Origin of the sequence: Agrobacterium tumefaciens, from assembly GCF_031801495.1 — a bacterium.
Taxonomy (GTDB): domain Bacteria; phylum Pseudomonadota; class Alphaproteobacteria; order Rhizobiales; family Rhizobiaceae; genus Agrobacterium; species Agrobacterium tumefaciens_K.
The window spans coordinates 1,277,820-1,294,199 of sequence record NZ_JAOEGC010000002.1; the positions used below are offsets into that span (position 1 = coordinate 1,277,820).

The following is a 16,380-nucleotide window of genomic DNA, read 5'->3' on the forward strand; positions in this document are numbered from 1 at the left end:
TTTTCCGGTATCCCGACCGGCAAAAAAGAAAGAAGCGGCGCTATGGCGGAACGTTCTCAAAACCTTCAGGATCTCTTTCTCAACACCGTTCGCAAACAGAAGATCTCGTTGACGATTTTTCTCATCAACGGCGTCAAGCTGACGGGTGTTGTCACGTCGTTTGACAATTTCTGCGTCCTTCTGCGTCGCGACGGTCATTCGCAGCTCGTTTACAAGCACGCGATTTCCACCATCATGCCCGGCCAGCCGATGCAGATGTTCGAAAGCGAAGAAAACGCTGCCTGACGGTAACTCTCGTTTTCCGATAATCTCTTCATGGGAACGGGAACGTTTGTGATCTTGCCAAGTTTTGATTTATACACCGCCCGCATTGCTGCGGTCGGTGTTAACTGTGTTTCCGGATAAGGCTGAGCCCATTTCGACGCGCGACACCTCGAACGAATCGATTATTCCGGAGCTGGAGAAGCGCCGCGACGACATGCGCGCGGTTGTTCTTGTCCCGGTTCTCAAGCCGACGCGTGAAAATCGCGAGGCCGCTCAGGCGCTAGCAGCGCCGTCTCGCTCCGTCGAGGCCAAACTGGAAGAAGCAAAGGGTCTGGCACTCGCCATCGATCTCGAGGTGACGCAGGGGTTGATCGTGTCGGTCAATCAGCCGCGTCCGGCCACGCTTTTCGGGACAGGCAAGATTGAGGAAATCGGTCATCTGCTGGAAGAAACCAATTCCGGCCTGGTGATCATCGATCATCCGCTGACGCCGGTGCAGCAGCGCAATCTCGAGAAACAGTGGAACTCGAAGGTCATCGACCGCACGGGTCTCATTCTTGAAATTTTCGGCCGCCGCGCCTCCACCAAGGAAGGCACACTGCAGGTCGATCTTGCGCATCTGAACTATCAGAAGGGCCGTCTGGTCCGAAGCTGGACCCACCTTGAGCGTCAGCGCGGTGGTGCGGGCTTCATGGGTGGTCCGGGTGAAACGCAGATCGAAGCCGACCGTCGTTTGCTGCAGGAGCGCATCGTGCGGCTGGAGCGTGAGCTGGAGCAGGTCGTCCGCACCCGCCAGCTTCACCGCGCCAAGCGCCGCAAGGTGCCGCACCCGATTGTTGCGCTGGTCGGTTACACCAATGCCGGCAAATCCACGCTGTTCAACCGCATCACCGGTGCGGGTGTGCTTGCTGAAGACATGCTCTTCGCCACGCTCGATCCGACGCTGCGTCGCATGAAGCTGCCGCATGGCAGAACGGTCATCCTCTCAGATACGGTCGGTTTCATTTCCGACCTGCCGACTCACCTTGTTGCCGCCTTCCGCGCGACGCTGGAAGAGGTGCTGGAAGCCGACCTCGTTCTGCATGTGCGCGACATGGCCGATCCTGATAATGCCGCCCAGTCGGCCGATGTCCTGCGTATTCTCGGCGATCTCGGCATCGGTGAAAAGGAAGCGCAGGAGCGCATCATAGAGGTCTGGAACAAGGTCGACCGGCTGGAGCCGGAAGCCCATGACGCCATCCTGCAGCGGGCCGAAGGCCGCTCCGATATCCGTGCCGTTTCGGCGATCACGGGTGAAGGCGTCGATGCCCTGATGGACGAAATTTCCCGTCGTCTCTCCGGTGTGTTGACGGAAACCACTGTGACGCTGCCGGTCGACAAGCTGCCGCTGCTCTCATGGATCTACAACAACTCGATTGTCGATGGACGCGAGGACAATGAAGACGGTTCGGTGTCACTGGACGTCAGATTGTCTGAGGCGCAGGCTGCCGAACTGGATCGTAAGCTTGGTATATCATCCAAAGCGCAGCCGGAAGACTGGGAAAAATGAAGCGCCTTTGCGCTAAATCACGAAATTATAGAATTAGATACCTTGAATGAAGACTTTTGTGCATGGCTGATATGCGGGAAAGAGTGGCGTAGAGTAATAATTCTTAGCGTTTCCTAAGTCCGCCCGTGCGATATTGCCCGTCGTAAAAGACGAGCTATACGATGTCGCAACCATTAGATCTAGAAACCGTCCTCCTTCTGCATAAACTGTCGTTTTTCGTGGCGGCGATCTGTTTTCTCTATGCGCGCTCGCAATCGAAGGAGAGCGTCGGGCTGGGATTTCTGTCGATTGGCTTTTTGCTGGTCGCCTCAGCATCGACACTCGTTGGCATCGGTAAAATGTTTCCAAGCCTGAATTTCGGGTTCGTACTGACCGGTAATCTCGCGGGAATGGCCGGTTATGCGATTTTCTGGATCGGCATGTGCCGCATCAGCAGTCAGGGCAGCAGGCGGGGCGAGTGGTGGATTTTGCTTCTTCCCGTATGTGTCTGTGCGGCCATGGCGTTTAGTGGCTGGTATGAGAATATGGTGGCGCGCACCACCAGCTTCCAGTTAACGGCAGGATCGTTGCTCGCTGCTGCGGCGTATACGGTCATCGCCGACCGTAAACTGGAGCCGCTTCCCGTCCGTCGCCCGCTTGGCGCTGCCATCGCTCTGACTGCGATCCTCAGCGTCGTTGTCGTCATCGGCGTGCAATTCCCCACCATCGCCATCATCGCTCCCCGCAATGCCTTCTTCCTTTCGATCATCTGTCATTTCGCCATCGCTGTGTTCATTCTCGCGCTTGTCAAGGAACGGGCGGAGGAAGGCTTGCGGCGGCTGGCGGATCTTGACCTCCTGACCGGCGTTGCCAACCGGCGCTCTTTTTCAAACCGGATGCCCGACACGATGCGAGCGGGCGATGCGGTTGCCATGATCGACATAGACCACTTCAAGCGCGTTAACGACCGTTTCGGCCATTTGGCTGGCGACGAGGTGCTGGCGGCCGTTGCAGCCGGTCTTGGTGGACGTGTCGGCGTCAACGACCTTTTCGCGCGGTTCGGCGGCGAGGAGTTCGTGCTGTTCATGCCGGGCATCGGCAAGGAAGACGCGATGGCCTTCGTCGCAAAGCTGCGCGCCGAAGTCAGCGCCATCGTCCACGACCTCGACGAACACGCTGTCGCCGTAACGCTGAGCGCCGGGTTGGCGGTCTGTGAGGAGAAAAGCCTGTCAGCACAGGCCCTGATCAAGATGGCCGATACGGCGCTCTATGCCTCGAAGGCTGCGGGCCGCGATCGGCTGACATTTTACCGCCCGGAAGATTTCAACCGCATCGCCCCACAGGCCGTGCGCCAGGCGGGATAGGGTCACAGACCGGGTCAGCCTGCGAGCGAACGCTCAATGTGCTTGGCCGCTTGCCACAGATCTTCCATCCGCTCCAGCGTCGCCGCTTCCAGGGTTTCGCCATTGCTCACGAGCGATGTTTCGATGTGATTGAAACGTCTGCGGAACTTCGTATTGGTGCCGCGTAGTGCGTTTTCCGGGTCGGTCTTGACGTGACGGCCGATGTTGACGAGCGCGAAAATCAGATCGCCCAACTCGTCGGAGACTTTCTCCGGTTTTCCTTCCGCCAGTGCCTCGCGCAGCTCCGCGATCTCTTCTTCGATCTTGTCGAGGATCGGGGCTGGGTCCGACCAGTCGAAGCCGACGCGTGCGGCCTGCTCCTGCAGTTTCAGTGCCTCGGTCAGGGCAGGTTGGCTGCGCTGCACGCCGCCCAGAAAACCGGCCTTGAAATCCTCCGTGATGCCGCGTCTTGCGCGTCGTTCTGCGCGTTCCCGTTTCTCTTCCGCCTTGATCCTGTCCCACTGCAGCTTGACCGTATCCGGCGTGTCGGCATCCGAAACGTCGAAGACATGCGGGTGGCGACGGATCATTTTGGAGGTTACTGCGTGTACGACGTCGCCGAATGAAAACTCCCCCATCTCCTCGGCAATACGCGCATGGAAAACCACTTGCAGCAGCAGGTCGCCCAGTTCCTCGCAAAGATCGTCCATGTCCTCGCGCTCGATGGCGTCGGCGACTTCGTAAGCCTCTTCGATCGTGTAGGGCTTGATCGTTTCGAAGGTCTGCACGATGTCCCACGGGCAGCCGGTTTCCGGCTGGCGCAGGGCCTCCATGATCTCGATCAGACGGGAAATATCCTTCGAGGCTTCCATCGGCATGTCTTCGCTTCCCGGTTCAGTTGAGCGGAATGTTGTTGTCGGTCTTCGATGCCTGGTAGCTGTTCGAAAGATCGTCATAGGCGGCTTTGATGCGGGCCGTCTGCGCCTTCAGTTCGCGTTTCAGCGGGTCTGATTCGCTCTCCACTAGGTCGGAGATGAAATAGGAGTTCCAGAAGGCATTGTTGCGGCGGTATCCGCCGGGCTCCAGACCGAACACTTCCTTGAGGATTTTCAGGTCGTGCGGAATGGCGAAAGCGTCGCGTGAATCTTCGTGGCTGAAGAACGAGTAGAAATTGTCGAAACCGGCCCAGGTGATCGCCGACATGCACATGGTGCAGGGTTCGTGCGTCGACAGGAAGATCAGGTCCTTGGTGTTGAGCTTTTCGCCAAGTTCATAAAAGCGCTTGAGAGTGTGGACCTCACCATGCCAGAGCGGATTTTCCAGCTCGTTGTTGGTTTCGGCAATGACCAGAGACAGGTCGGACTTGCGCAGAATGGCGGCGCCGAAAACCTTGTTTCCCAGACTGACACCGCGCGCAGTCAGCGGTAATATGTCGTGTTCGATGACGTCGAGAAGGCGGGCGGCGATGGTGTTGCTGGCCACGGTGATTGTCCTTTGTGCCGACGGATAGGAGGCTGTCCCGACGCGGAGTTCCGACAGCAAACGATGTCTTCTTTTTTGATCCGGAACCGCTTTTGTCAAGGGATCGGGGCCTTGATTTGATGACGACGAAATCGCGCCCGGTTGGTTTTCCTCAAAAACCCTATGCGGCGAGAAATAAAAATCCAGCCAATGCAGCGGCTTGAATTTCTGTTTCTTCAATCGTTGAAGGAAATGCGGGATATATGTGTGATGCATAACCACACCAATTTTGCGCCAGCTGACCAACGGCTTTCCACCTTTCCCGCATTCTTTCGGGTTGAAGGCAGGACGGTTGCGGTTTTTGGCAATGGTGACGAGGCCTTCGCCAAGGTCCGCCTGCTGTTGAACACCAGCGCGCATATAGTCGCTTTTGCCGATCAGCCAGAGGATGCTTTCAAGCGTTATCTCGTCGAAAACAACGTGGATCATCGTCCGCTCACCTTTTCGGCTGAGCTGATCGATGGCGCAACGCTGGTATTTGCCGCAACCGGCGAGGAAAGCTTCGACCGTCAGATCGTGGCGGAGGCGCGGGGCAAGAAGATTCCGGCCAACGCCGTTGACCAGCCAGAGTTCTGCGATTTCTTTACGCCTGCTCTGGTGTCGCGCGCACCTGTCGCCGTCGCCATTGGTACGGAAGGCGCTGGCCCGGTCTTGGCGCAGATGATCCGGGCGCGCGTCGATCAGATGCTTGCACCCTCGCTCGGTAAACTCGCCCGCCTTGCAGTCGACTATCGAGGTGCGGCCGAGGAAAGCGTCCCCAAGGGTGCACTGCGCCGCAATTTCTGGCGTCGGTTCTTTTTCGGCCGGGTCGCGGATGCTATTGCGGTAGGCGATGAAGCCTCGGCCCGCCTTAGCGCGGAACGCTTGCTGCAATCTCCAGAGCGGAGCGAAGGTCATGTCTGGCTGGTGGGCGCAGGTCCGGGTGCGGAAGATCTTCTGACGTTGCGCGCTCAGCGCGTCCTGATGGAAGCCGATGTGATCGTTTATGACGCGCTCGTGCCGCAGGCCATCGTAGACATGGGGCGTCGCGACGCGGAACGGCTGTCTGTCGGCAAGCGCAAGGGCTGCCACACAAAATCACAGGATGAGATCAACCGTCTGCTCGTTCGTCTGGGGCAGGACGGCAAACGCGTCGTGCGCCTCAAATCCGGCGATCCGCTGGTTTACGGCCGCGCCGGTGAGGAAATGGCGGCGCTGCGCCACGCCGGTATCGGTTACGAGATAGTTCCGGGCATCACCTCCGCCTTTGCGGCGGCCGCCGATTTTGAGTTGCCGCTGACATTGCGAGGCGTCGCCTCGTCGCTGATCTTCACCACCGGTCACGACCTGACCGGCGATGTGCTGCCCGACTGGGCAAGACTGGCCGTTTCAGGTGCGACCATTGCCGTTTACATGGGCCGCAGCGTTGCCGCCTCGGTTGCGACCCGCCTGATGGATGCCGGTCTTGGGATCGAAACGACGGTGGCCGTGATCGAAAACGCCAGCCGTGCCGATCGCAGGCTACTGCATGGAACTTTGAAGGATTTGCCCGATCTGGAACATCGTGATGAATTGACCGGACCGGTCATGGTCATCATCGGCGATGCGGTCGCTGGCGCCAATTTTGACAGGTCGGAGGCTCTTGCCCTTTCTGCGAGAACCGTCGGCCTCAATCGGGAGTATGAGAATGGCTGAGAAGGTTTTGACCGCCAACCGTCTGGACGATGGCATTGCCGTCTGGCTCGACGCGAATGGAGAGTGGACGGAAAACCTCCAGAACTCTCTCGTGGCGCGCCATGCGGAAGCCGTTGCCTCGCTGGAGGAAATCGGCAAGCGCGACTTTTCCGCCAACAAGGTCGTTGACGTCAATCTTGTCGATGTTGTCGAGGAAAATGGTCGCCTGTGGCCGACCCGTCTGAGGGAACGCATCCGCGCAGCCGGCCCCACCGTTCAATACGCAACCGGCTTCAAGCCGGCCGATGCAGCATTTATCGCAGTCTGAGGAATACGATGTACCGTTACGACGAGTTCGACCACGCTTTCGTTCAGGGCCGTGTTGAGCAGTTCCGCGATCAGGTGGCCCGCCGCCTGTCCGGGGAACTTGCCGAGGATGCCTTCAAGCCGCTGCGCCTGATGAATGGTGTTTATCTGCAGCTGCACGCCTACATGCTGCGCGTCGCCATTCCTTACGGTACGCTGAACTCGAAGCAGATGCGCATGCTGGCGCACATCGCTCGCAAATATGACCGTGGATACGGCCATTTCACAACGCGCCAGAACATCCAGTACAACTGGCCGCGTCTGGCCGATACGCCGGATATTCTCTCCGAGCTGGCGAGTGTCGAAATGCACGCGCTACAGACATCCGGTAACTGCATTCGTAACGTCACCGCAGATCATTTTGCCGGTGCGGCTGCCGATGAAGTTGCCGATCCGCGGCCCTACGCGGAAATCCTGCGTCAGTGGTCTTCGGTACACCCGGAATTTTCATTCCTGCCGCGTAAGTTCAAGATCGCCGTGACAGGCGCAGAGCGTGACCGCGCCGCCATTCAGGTCCACGATATCGGTCTGCATCTGAAAAAGAACGACAAGGGCGAGATCGGCTTTGCCGTTTACGTCGGCGGCGGGCAGGGCCGTACGCCGATGATCGCCAAGAAGATCCGCGATTTCCTGCCGGAAGAGGACCTGCTATCCTACACCACCGCAATCATGCGGGTTTATAACCTGCATGGCCGTCGCGACAACAAGTACAAGGCGCGCATCAAGATCCTCGTGCACGAGACGGGCGCCGAAGAACTGGCCCGTCAGGTCGAGGTCGAGTTTGCCGAACTGAAGAACGGCGAACTCAAGCTGCCCGACGCCGATATCGCTGCGATCACCACCTATTTCGCGCCGCCGGAGCTGAAGGACCGTCCAGAAGGCTGGGAGAGCCTCGCCCGCTGGAAGCGCGCAGATGAAGGTTTCGCACGCTGGGTCGAGCAGAACGTCGCGCCGCACCAGCATCCTGACTATGGCATGGTTACGATCTCGCTGAAGCCCATCGGTGGCATTCCGGGCGATGCATCGGATGCGCAGATGGATCTGGTGGCTGATATTGCCGAAGAATATGCCTTCGACGAAATCCGCATCAGTCACGAGCAGAACATCATCCTGCCGCACGTGGCGCTGGCCGATCTGGAACCGGTCTACCGTGCGCTTGCTGGCGCGGATCTGGCAACCGCCAATGCCGGTCTTATTACCGATATCATTGCCTGTCCCGGCTTGGACTACTGCGCTCTCGCAAACGCGCGCTCTATTCCGGTCGCGCAGGAGCTTTCGCTGCGTTTCGGCGCACCGGAACGTCAGGCTGAAATCGGCGAGTTGAAGATCAAGATCTCCGGCTGCATCAATGCCTGCGGTCACCACCATGTCGGCCATATCGGCCTGCTTGGCGTGGAAAAGAAGGGCGCTGAACTCTACCAGATCACGCTTGGCGGTTCAGGGGATGAAAACACCTCGATCGGCGAAATCATCGGTCGCGGTTTCGAGCCGGAAAAAGTGACGGACGCGGTGGAAACCATCGTCGATACCTATCTCGGCCTTCGCACCTCGAAAGAGGAAACTTTCCTCGAAGCCTATCGCCGTGTCGGGCCGCAGCCGTTCAAGGACGCGCTCTATGGCTCTGCGGCCGAAGCCGCGTGAGGAGAATGTGACGATGACAAAGATCTGGAACGAGAGCGGTTTCGTCGAGAACGATCCGTGGGTGATCGAAACGGAAGAAGTCAAGGCCGAAGAAGGGCAAAAAGCTCTTCTGCCGCTTGATGCCTTTCTGACGCGGGTAGGTGAAAGCAACGATATTGGTCTGGGCGTATTGATCGCGCCCGCCGACGACGTGACGAAACTTGAGCCTTATCTCGATCGCATCGGCCTCGTCGCGGTGAGCTTTCCGGCCTTCAATGACGGTCGTGGTTTCAGCCACGCGTCACTCCTGCGCATCCGTCTCGGCTTCACCGGCGAGGTGAGGGCGGTTGGCGACGTACTGATCGACCAGGTGCCCCTGATGTTGCGCACCGGCTTTACCAGCTTCGCGGTGACGAACGAAACGGCCATCCGCCGCCTGTCGGAAAATCGCCTTCCGGCGATCGACGTCTATTACCAGCCGACGGCCCGTGCCGCGACCGGAAACGAAACCTATAGCTGGCGACGCCGCATTGCCGTGTGATACATCGTGTTGGAAATATGAGTTTGAGATACATATTTCCTGGATGCATGGCAGTATTGGCATTCTCATGCCTTCAAAACCGGGCAGAAATGGTATAATTGCCCGGTCGGAGAATGTCGCTTATCGAATGAGAATGGACGGAACCTGAAATGAACGCGCCTGCCAAGACGGAAGATTTCGCGATCAAGATACCGGACGGTGTTTATGCCGAGACGGTTCTTTCGGTGGAGCATTACACCGATCACCTGTTCCGATTCCGCATGACGCGGCCGGCCGGTTTCCGTTTCCGTTCGGGCGAGTTTGCCATGATCGGCCTGATGGTCGGCGAAAAGCCGATCTACCGCGCTTACTCCATCGCCAGCCCGGCTTGGGATGAAGAACTGGAATTCTTCTCGATCAAGGTTCCCGATGGTCCTTTGACCTCGCACCTGCAGGCAATCAAGCCCGGCGACACGGTTCTGATGCGCAAGAAGCCGACAGGCACGCTGGTTCTCGACGCGCTAACCCCGGGCAAGCGCCTTTACATGCTCTCCACCGGTACCGGCATTGCGCCGTTCGCAAGCCTGATCCGTGACCCGGAAACCTACGAAAAATTCGATGAGGTCATTCTGACCCATACCTGCCGCGATGTGGCCGAACTGAAATACGGTTTCGATCTGGTCGAAGAAATCAAGAACCATGAGTTCCTGAATGAAATCGTCGGCGACAAGCTGAAGCTCTACTCCACTGTGACCCGTGAAGATTACGCCTTCACCGGCCGCATCACCGACCTCATCGAAAACGGCAAGGTGTTCGCCGATCTCGGTGTGCCTGCTTTCGATCCGGCGATCGACCGCGGCATGATCTGCGGTTCCTCTGCCATGCTGAAGGACACCAAGGCGCTGCTCGAAAAGGCTGGCCTGACGGAAGGCGCCAACAACAAACCGGCCGAATTCGTGATCGAACGCGCTTTCGTCGGTTAAGCAGATCCCACAGATAGAAAATTTTGAAGGAGGCCTTTGGGCCTCCTTTTTTGTTCCCCAAGACCGGCGTTCCATTCCAACGCTGTTTGACGGACTGGAACATGATGCGGTGATGGTGCGTTAGGGTTTGATCGAAACAAACCGACGAAGCCTTACCATGCTCAAGACAAGCACAGTCAGCGCCGCATTCATTGCTCTCGGAACGACCCTTTGGATGGCAATGCCTTCCCATGCAGATGAAGCCAGTTTCCTCTCCTCGCTTGAGGGAAAGTGGACGGGCAAGGGAACGGTCGTCACGCGCATCGGTGCGCCAGCCATCTCCGTGAATTGCACATTGAACTCCGATGCCAGGCGGGCAGCCTTGAGCATGTCTGGAACCTGCCGCGGCCTTGTCGTGGTGAACCGGGCCATAGCCGCGGATTTGACAGCCAGCGGCGCACGCTACAGCGGGACTTACACCGGCCCGTCAGGTCGACCGTCGGCGCTTTCGGGTAATCGCCGCGGAAATGCAATCAACCTGACGGTACGCTGGAACCGCGATATCAATGGCGATCGGGTGGCTGCCATGACCATCGAGAAGGTTGGCGCGAATGGCCTGCGATTGCGCACCACTGACAAGGACGGCAAGACAGGCAAGACGGTGGTGACAAGCGATATCCGGTTGGTGCGCTAGAGCCGATCTGACAGGAAAACGACTCTCGTCTTCACGCGCCCGTCGCGTCGGCAACCATCGTCCTGTTACGCCCGGTATTCTTGGCGCGGTAGAGGGCGGCATCCGCCCGTGCGTAAGCGGATGAAAAACTTTCGCCCGCCTCGATCGCCGCTACGCCGAAGCTCGCGGTAATGGGTTGATCGCTCCGGCAATCGGAAAACAGTGCTGGAACTCCTTCGCGGATCGTTTCGACAAGATTCAATGCCTTTTCCATATTCGTTTGCGGGAGGAAGAGTGCGAACTCTTCGCCGCCCATTCGCGCGGCCAGATTTTTCTCTCCCGCCAGGCCGTGAATATGATCGGCAAAACGCCGTATCACCATATCGCCCGCAGTATGCCCGAAACGGTCGTTGACGCCTTTGAAGTGATCTATATCGGTGATGACCACGATACCGCGTCCAGCACAACGCGAGGTGATTTTCGAGCTGACGCTTTCCTCAAAACCGCGGCGGTTTAGAATCCCCGTCAGGTAATCGTGCCGCGCCTGACGTTGCAGTTCCGCTGCCAGATCTGCCGAAACGATCAGGAGCGTCAGAATTCCCGTCGCGATCATGCCGGTCGGCGTACCGATGGACAATACGACGATGAAGCTCGCGTCAGTGATTTCTCCGCCCGGTCGAGCCAGCCAGGCAGCAACGGCAACGCTTGAGATATAAAGCCCGTAAATCGTCATAAGTCGCCGGACAGTGAGCGCGGTGCCCTTCGCATCCCGTAGGGCGTAAACGATCATACCAACGAATGCGGCGTCGGCGATGGCCGTTACCATTCTCGAAACCATGCGCCATTCGCTGATATTGAGAGCCCAGACCACGAGGATAACGATGGTCGAAACGATCCAGACGACCGCAGCACCGAAGTTGCTGCGTCCCGCGCGCAGATGAAAACCCCATGCAAGCCATGCGAAGCTGGCGATGGACGCATGGCATGCGAGCATCGCTGTGAGGTATTGCTGCTCCGGCATCAGGCCGCCGACGATGCGCAGCCCATGGCCTACGGCCGATGACATGAAGGACAGCGCCCAGATCATCGCGTGCTGCTTCAGCCCGAACTGACGCCACGCGATAAGAAGCGCGAAGCCGAATAGCAGGCTGACGACAACGATACTCAGCGATGTGACGACGGTGGAAAGCATAAGCCGGAGTGCCGGGTTGTAGAAGGAAAAACGCCGTGGGCGAGGCGCTCTTATATCGTCAGACCGAGGCGAATGACAATCCGCCTTCGTTACCAATACATTCCGGTGTCTTTTCCGTTTCCACTATCAGGTCATGGAAGGCACTTGATTGAAAAAAAGGCCCGGATCGCTCCGGGCCTTTCGATGGGAATACTGTCAACCTCACTCTGCCGCTTCGGCGTAAGCCTCCATCGGCGGGCAGGTGCAGATCAGGTTGCGGTCACCATAGACGTTATCAATACGGTTGACCGGCGACCAGTACTTGTCGATGCGGAAGGCACCGGGCGGGAAGCAACCCTTTTCTCGGCTGTAGGGACGATCCCATTCGCCGACCAGATCCTCGACCGTGTGCGGGGCATTCTTCAACGGGTTGTTGAGCTTGTCGCTGCGACCTTCCTCGATGTCGCGGGCCTCCTCGCGGATCGCCAGCATGGCGTCGCAGAAGCGGTCGATTTCCGCCTTGGTTTCAGATTCCGTCGGCTCGATCATCAGCGTGCCGGCAACCGGCCAACTCATGGTCGGAGCGTGGAAACCGCAGTCGATCAGACGCTTTGCAACGTCGTCCACCGTCACGCCGCAGCTATCCGCCAACGGCCTGGTATCGATAATGCACTCATGTGCGACGCGACCGGCTTCCGACTTGTAGAGCACGTCATAAGCGCCCTTCAGCCGTGCAGCGATGTAGTTGGCGTTGAGGATCGCCACCTTGGTCGCCTGCGTCAGACCTTCGCCACCCATCATCAGGCAGTAGCTCCAGGAGATCGGCAGGATCGACGGAGAGCCGAAAGGAGCGGCCGAAACTGCACCCTCGCGTCCGTCCGTCGCCGGATGACCGGGAAGGAACGGTGCCAGATGCGCCTTGACCCCGATCGGGCCCATGCCGGGACCACCGCCGCCATGCGGGATGCAGAAGGTCTTGTGCAAGTTGAGATGGCTGACGTCAGAACCGATATCGCCGGGACGGGCAAGGCCGACCATCGCGTTCATGTTCGCGCCGTCCAGGTAGACCTGGCCGCCGTGCTGGTGGGTAATGTCGCAGATCTCGCGAACCGTCTCCTCGAACACGCCGTGCGTGGAAGGATAGGTGATCATGCAGCACGAGAGGTTTTCCGCATACTGCTCTGCTTTTGCTCGGAAATCATCGATATCGATGTCGCCGTTTTCGCGGACCTTGACCGGTACCACGCGCATGCCGACCATTTGCGCCGAGGCAGGATTGGTGCCGTGCGCAGAGGTAGGAATAAGGCAGACATCGCGGTGCGTGCCGCCATTTGCGAGGTGATAGTTGCGGATGGTCAGAAGCCCGGCATATTCACCCTGCGCACCGGAATTCGGCTGCATGGAGAAGGCATCGTAGCCCGTGACCTGGCAAAGCTTCTCGGAAAGATCGTCGATCATTTCCTTGTAGCCGAGCGCCTGATTGGCCGGAACGAAGGGATGTATGTCGGAAAATTCCGGCCAAGTTATCGGCAGCATTTCCGCCGTCGCGTTCAGCTTCATGGTGCAGGAACCGAGCGGGATCATGGAGCGGTCAAGCGCCAGATCGCGGTCCGAAAGGCGGCGGATGTAACGGGTCATCTCGCTTTCGGCACGGTTCATGTGGAAGATCGGGTGCGTCATGTAAGCACTTGTACGCAATAGATCTTTTGGGAGTCTGTATTCCGGTTCGAAATCCGAAATGGAGAAGTTGCCGCCAAAGGCGCGCCAGACGGCTTCCAGCGTTGCCGGGCGGGTGCGTTCGTCAAGGCTCATGCCGATCCTGGTAGCGCCGACCTTGCGCAGGTTGACACCTTCCGCCACGGCCGAACGCAGGATGACGCCCTGCATGTGGCCGACATCGACGGTGATGGTGTCGAAGAAGGTTTCCGGCTCGATCTTGTAGCCGAGCTTCTCCAGCCCCTTGGCCATCAGTACGGCCTTCTGGTGGGTCTGTTGGGCAATGGCCTTGATGCCCTGCGGGCCGTGGAACACGCCATACATCGAGGCCATGACGGCCAGCAGCACCTGTGCGGTGCAGATGTTCGACGTCGCCTTTTCGCGACGGATGTGCTGTTCGCGGGTCTGCAGCGACAGGCGATAGGCGCGGTTACCGCGCGCATCGACCGAGACGCCGACTAGGCGACCGGGCATAGAGCGCTTGTGCGCATCCTTTACGGCCATATATGCCGCATGCGGACCACCGTAACCAACCGGAACGCCGAAGCGCTGCGAAGAGCCGATGGCGATATCCGCGCCCATTTCACCGGGCGACTTCAGCAGCGTCAGAGCCAGCAGGTCGGCGGCAACGGCGGCGATGGCGCCGGTCTGGTGCAGACGGGCGATCAAGCCGGAGAAGTCGCTGACATGGCCGTGCGTACCGGGATACTGGAAGATCGCGCCGAACACGTCCACGGGGTCGAGATCGGTGAACGGGTTGCCGACGATGACTTTCCAGCCGAGCGGTGCTGCGCGTGTTTCGATCAGCGCAATGGTCTGCGGGTGGCAGTTGGCGTCTACGAAGAAGGCGGTCGCCTTGGACTTCGCAACGCGCTGGCACATTGCCATGGCTTCGGCAGCAGCGGTCGCCTCATCGAGGAGCGATGCGTTGGCAACGTCGAGGCCTGTCAGGTCACAAACCATCGTCTGGAAGTTCAGCAGCGCTTCGAGACGTCCCTGGGAAATTTCCGGCTGATAGGGCGTGTAGGCCGTGTACCAGGCCGGGTTTTCCAGAATGTTGCGCTGGATGACCGGGGGCGTGATGGTGCCGTAATAGCCCTGACCGATCAGCGAGGTCAGGACGAGGTTCTTGTTGGCCGTTTCGCGCAGGCGGTCGAGAGCTTCCCGCTCGGTCAGAGCATCGCCCCAGGTGAGCGGCGTCTTCTGGCGGATGGAAGCTGGTACGGTCGCGTCGATCAGGGCGTCGAGGCTCTTGTAGCCGACAACCTTGAGCATATCGGCCATTTCCGACGGCGACGGCCCGATGTGACGCCGGTTGGCGAAATCATAGGGCTGGTAGTCGGTAAAATGGAATTCGGTGGGCGTCGTCATTACGCGATCAGCTCCTTGTAGGCTGCCTCATCGAGCAGCGCATCGGCATCCGCAACGTTGGCAAGCTTCAGCTTGAAGAACCAGCCGGCGCCCTGCGGATCGGAGTTGACGAGGGAAGGATCGTCAACGATTGCCTGATTGATTTCGGTGATTTCGCCGTCGAGCGGACAATAGACGTCGGATGCCGCCTTGACGCTTTCAACAGTTGAGGCTTCGCCGTTCTTGGAGAAGGTTGCGCCGACTTCCGGCAGCTCGACGAATACGAGGTCGCCGAGCTGTTCGGCGGCATGGCTGGTGATGCCCACGGTGGCGACATCGCCTTCGATCTTCAGCCATTCGTGTTCTTCGGTAAATTTCAGCATCTGGTAATCTCCGGGAGTTTTGAAGAAAGATTATCGTTTGTAGGTGGGCGTGATGAAGGGCAGGGCAGCAACGGCCACCGGCAGATATTTGCCGCGCACTTCCGCAAAAACGGCCTTGCCGGGAACGGCATAGTCGGTCGGTACATAACCCATCGCGACCGGGCCTTCGACCGAGGGGCCAAAGCCGCCGGAGGTCACTTCACCGATTTCGGTCTTGCCTTCCGCATCGGCAAACAGCTTGGAATGGCTGCGCACCGGCGCTTTGCCTTCTGGCTTCAGGCCGACGCGGCGACGCGTGGTGCCGCTCGTCAGTTCGCCCAGAATGCGCTCCGCGCCGGGGAACCCGCCTTCACGGTCGCCGCCGAGGCGGCGCACCTTCTGGATCGCCCATTCCAGCGATGCCTCGATCGGCGAGGTCGTCGTGTCGATGTCGTTGCCGTAAAGGCACAAGCCCGCTTCGAGACGCAGGCTGTCACGTGCGCCGAGGCCAATCGGATAACAATCAGGATGCTCAAGCAGCGCCTTTGCGATCTCTTCCGCCTTGTCAGCACGCACGGAAATCTCGAAGCCGTCTTCACCGGAATAGCCGGAGCGGGAGACGATGCAGGCAACGTCATGCAGCGGCACTTCCTGCACATCCATGAACTTCATTTCGGAAACGCCGGCCCAGAGTTCTGCCAGAACTTCTTCCGCACGCGGCCCCTGAAGGGCGATCAGCGCGCGATCGTCCAGAAGCGTGATCTCGCAGGCGTCGCTCATATGCGCCTTCATGTGCGCCACATCGGCGTCCTTGCAGGCCGCGTTGACGACAACGAAGAGATGGTCACCGCGATTGGTGATCATCAGGTCATCAAGGATGCAGCCGTTCTCGTCGGTAAAGAAACCGTAGCGTTGACGGCCTTCCTTGAGGCCAAGGACATCGACCGGTACCAGCTTTTCCAGCGCCAGCGCCGCATCGGCATTGTTGCCGGACTTGGCTTTCACGATGACCTGTCCCATGTGGGACACGTCGAAAAGACCGGCCGCTGTGCGGGTCTGGATATGTTCCTTCATGACGCCTGCAGGGTACTGTACAGGCATGTCGTAACCGGCGAATGGAACCATGCGGGCGCCAAGCGACAGGTGCAACGAATGAAGCGGGGTAACTTTAAGAGCGGCGGTATCGTCCAAGGACGCCTCCAGGGTTGCGCGGAAAACGCGCGGGCTCAGGTCTTGACGCAAAAGCGCCGGTTTCAAGAGCCCCCTCTGTCCTTGTCGCCTGAGATTGTTATCCCTTCGGCGAGCCGTCCTTGTGAAAGGTGGCTTCTCTC

At 58.9% G+C, this 16,380-nt stretch carries 15 protein-coding genes; 9 read left to right on the top strand and 6 right to left on the bottom strand.

From position 1 onward, the window contains the following. Positions 1-42 precede the first annotated feature (42 nt). From hfq to N7578_RS15655, 3 genes are all read left to right on the top strand, one after another. The gene (gene hfq / locus N7578_RS15645; RefSeq protein ID WP_037155370.1) at positions 43-285 is read left to right on the top strand and encodes an RNA chaperone Hfq; all 243 of its coding nucleotides are present in this window, start codon (positions 43-45) and stop codon (positions 283-285) included. Between the two features lie 193 nt (positions 286-478). After that, the gene (gene hflX / locus N7578_RS15650) at positions 479-1,813 is read left to right on the top strand and encodes a GTPase HflX (protein ID WP_311112524.1); all 1,335 of its coding nucleotides are present in this window, start codon (positions 479-481) and stop codon (positions 1,811-1,813) included. Between the two features lie 161 nt (positions 1,814-1,974). Beyond that, entirely contained in the window at positions 1,975-3,156 is a 1,182-nt protein-coding gene (locus N7578_RS15655; RefSeq protein ID WP_311111208.1) for a GGDEF domain-containing protein, read from the top strand. A gap of 14 nt (positions 3,157-3,170) precedes the next feature. On the opposite strand, the gene mazG is transcribed toward N7578_RS15655, so the two are convergent. Both mazG and N7578_RS15665 read right to left on the bottom strand, forming a co-directional pair. Next, the gene (mazG, locus tag N7578_RS15660) at positions 3,171-4,007 is read right to left on the bottom strand and encodes a nucleoside triphosphate pyrophosphohydrolase (protein ID WP_311112525.1); all 837 of its coding nucleotides are present in this window, start codon (positions 4,005-4,007) and stop codon (positions 3,171-3,173) included. Between the two features lie 22 nt (positions 4,008-4,029). Then, on the bottom strand, positions 4,030-4,617 hold the full coding sequence (locus N7578_RS15665) for a nucleoside deaminase (RefSeq protein WP_311111209.1): 588 nt from the start codon (positions 4,615-4,617) through the stop codon (positions 4,030-4,032). A 249-nt stretch (positions 4,618-4,866) separates the two neighbouring features. Here N7578_RS15665 and cysG point away from each other — a divergent pair, with 249 nt between their 5' ends. The 6 genes from cysG to N7578_RS15695 all read left to right on the top strand — a co-directional run bounded on the left by cysG (position 4,867) and on the right by N7578_RS15695 (position 10,471). Next, entirely contained in the window at positions 4,867-6,330 is a 1,464-nt protein-coding gene (cysG, locus tag N7578_RS15670) for a siroheme synthase CysG (RefSeq protein ID WP_311111210.1), read from the top strand. Beyond that, a complete protein-coding gene (locus tag N7578_RS15675; RefSeq protein ID WP_311111211.1) occupies positions 6,323-6,637 on the top strand; it encodes a DUF2849 domain-containing protein in 315 nt (104 codons plus the stop codon). Before cysG ends, N7578_RS15675 begins: the two co-directional genes overlap by 8 nt. Positions 6,638-6,645: 8 nt before the next feature. Further along, positions 6,646-8,316, top strand: coding sequence for a nitrite/sulfite reductase (locus N7578_RS15680; protein WP_311111212.1), 1,671 nt, complete (start codon positions 6,646-6,648; stop codon positions 8,314-8,316). 13 nt (positions 8,317-8,329) lie between these two features. Continuing rightward, complete coding sequence (locus N7578_RS15685) at positions 8,330-8,836, top strand: DUF934 domain-containing protein (protein WP_311111213.1); 507 nt, start codon at positions 8,330-8,332, stop codon at positions 8,834-8,836. 149 nt (positions 8,837-8,985) lie between these two features. Beyond that, positions 8,986-9,798, top strand: coding sequence for a ferredoxin--NADP reductase (locus N7578_RS15690; RefSeq protein WP_311111214.1), 813 nt, complete (start codon positions 8,986-8,988; stop codon positions 9,796-9,798). Positions 9,799-10,012: 214 nt separating this feature from the next. Continuing rightward, positions 10,013-10,471: a hypothetical protein gene (locus N7578_RS15695; protein WP_311111215.1), complete on the top strand. Its 459-nt coding sequence runs from the start codon at positions 10,013-10,015 to the stop codon at positions 10,469-10,471. A 31-nt stretch (positions 10,472-10,502) separates the two neighbouring features. Here the strand turns inward: N7578_RS15695 and N7578_RS15700 are convergent, their stop codons facing one another. From N7578_RS15700 to gcvT, 4 genes are all read right to left on the bottom strand, one after another. After that, positions 10,503-11,642: a GGDEF domain-containing protein gene (locus N7578_RS15700; RefSeq protein WP_311111216.1), complete on the bottom strand. Its 1,140-nt coding sequence runs from the start codon at positions 11,640-11,642 to the stop codon at positions 10,503-10,505. A gap of 201 nt (positions 11,643-11,843) precedes the next feature. Then, a complete protein-coding gene (gcvP, locus tag N7578_RS15705) occupies positions 11,844-14,708 on the bottom strand; it encodes an aminomethyl-transferring glycine dehydrogenase (RefSeq protein WP_311111217.1) in 2,865 nt (954 codons plus the stop codon). Next, a complete protein-coding gene (gcvH, locus tag N7578_RS15710; protein WP_311111218.1) occupies positions 14,708-15,070 on the bottom strand; it encodes a glycine cleavage system protein GcvH in 363 nt (120 codons plus the stop codon). The genes gcvP and gcvH overlap by 1 nt, the downstream gene beginning before the upstream one ends. Positions 15,071-15,100: 30 nt before the next feature. Further along, positions 15,101-16,240 carry a glycine cleavage system aminomethyltransferase GcvT gene (gcvT, locus tag N7578_RS15715; RefSeq protein ID WP_311111219.1) on the bottom strand — a complete coding sequence of 380 codons (1,140 nt, stop codon included), beginning with the start codon at positions 16,238-16,240 and terminating at the stop codon, positions 15,101-15,103. Between the last annotated feature and the right edge of the window lie 140 nt (positions 16,241-16,380).

Bases quoted from the DNA above. Each gene is read 5' to 3' on its own strand.
- gcvH (WP_311111218.1), bottom strand. From the start codon at position 15,070: ATGCTGAAATTTACCGAAGAACACGAATGGCTGAAGATCGAAGGCGAT.
- N7578_RS15690 (WP_311111214.1), top strand. From the start codon at position 8,986: ATGAACGCGCCTGCCAAGACGGAAGATTTCGCGATCAAGATACCGGAC.
- N7578_RS15655 (WP_311111208.1), top strand. From the start codon at position 1,975: ATGTCGCAACCATTAGATCTAGAAACCGTCCTCCTTCTGCATAAACTG.
- N7578_RS15685 (WP_311111213.1), top strand. From the start codon at position 8,330: ATGACAAAGATCTGGAACGAGAGCGGTTTCGTCGAGAACGATCCGTGG.
- mazG (WP_311112525.1), bottom strand. From the start codon at position 4,007: ATGGAAGCCTCGAAGGATATTTCCCGTCTGATCGAGATCATGGAGGCC.
- N7578_RS15675 (WP_311111211.1), top strand. From the start codon at position 6,323: ATGGCTGAGAAGGTTTTGACCGCCAACCGTCTGGACGATGGCATTGCC.
- hfq (WP_037155370.1), top strand. From the start codon at position 43: ATGGCGGAACGTTCTCAAAACCTTCAGGATCTCTTTCTCAACACCGTT.
- cysG (WP_311111210.1), top strand. From the start codon at position 4,867: ATGCATAACCACACCAATTTTGCGCCAGCTGACCAACGGCTTTCCACC.
- N7578_RS15700 (WP_311111216.1), bottom strand. From the start codon at position 11,642: ATGCTTTCCACCGTCGTCACATCGCTGAGTATCGTTGTCGTCAGCCTG.
- N7578_RS15695 (WP_311111215.1), top strand. From the start codon at position 10,013: ATGGCAATGCCTTCCCATGCAGATGAAGCCAGTTTCCTCTCCTCGCTT.
- gcvP (WP_311111217.1), bottom strand. From the start codon at position 14,708: ATGACGACGCCCACCGAATTCCATTTTACCGACTACCAGCCCTATGAT.
- N7578_RS15680 (WP_311111212.1), top strand. From the start codon at position 6,646: ATGTACCGTTACGACGAGTTCGACCACGCTTTCGTTCAGGGCCGTGTT.
- hflX (WP_311112524.1), top strand. From the start codon at position 479: ATGCGCGCGGTTGTTCTTGTCCCGGTTCTCAAGCCGACGCGTGAAAAT.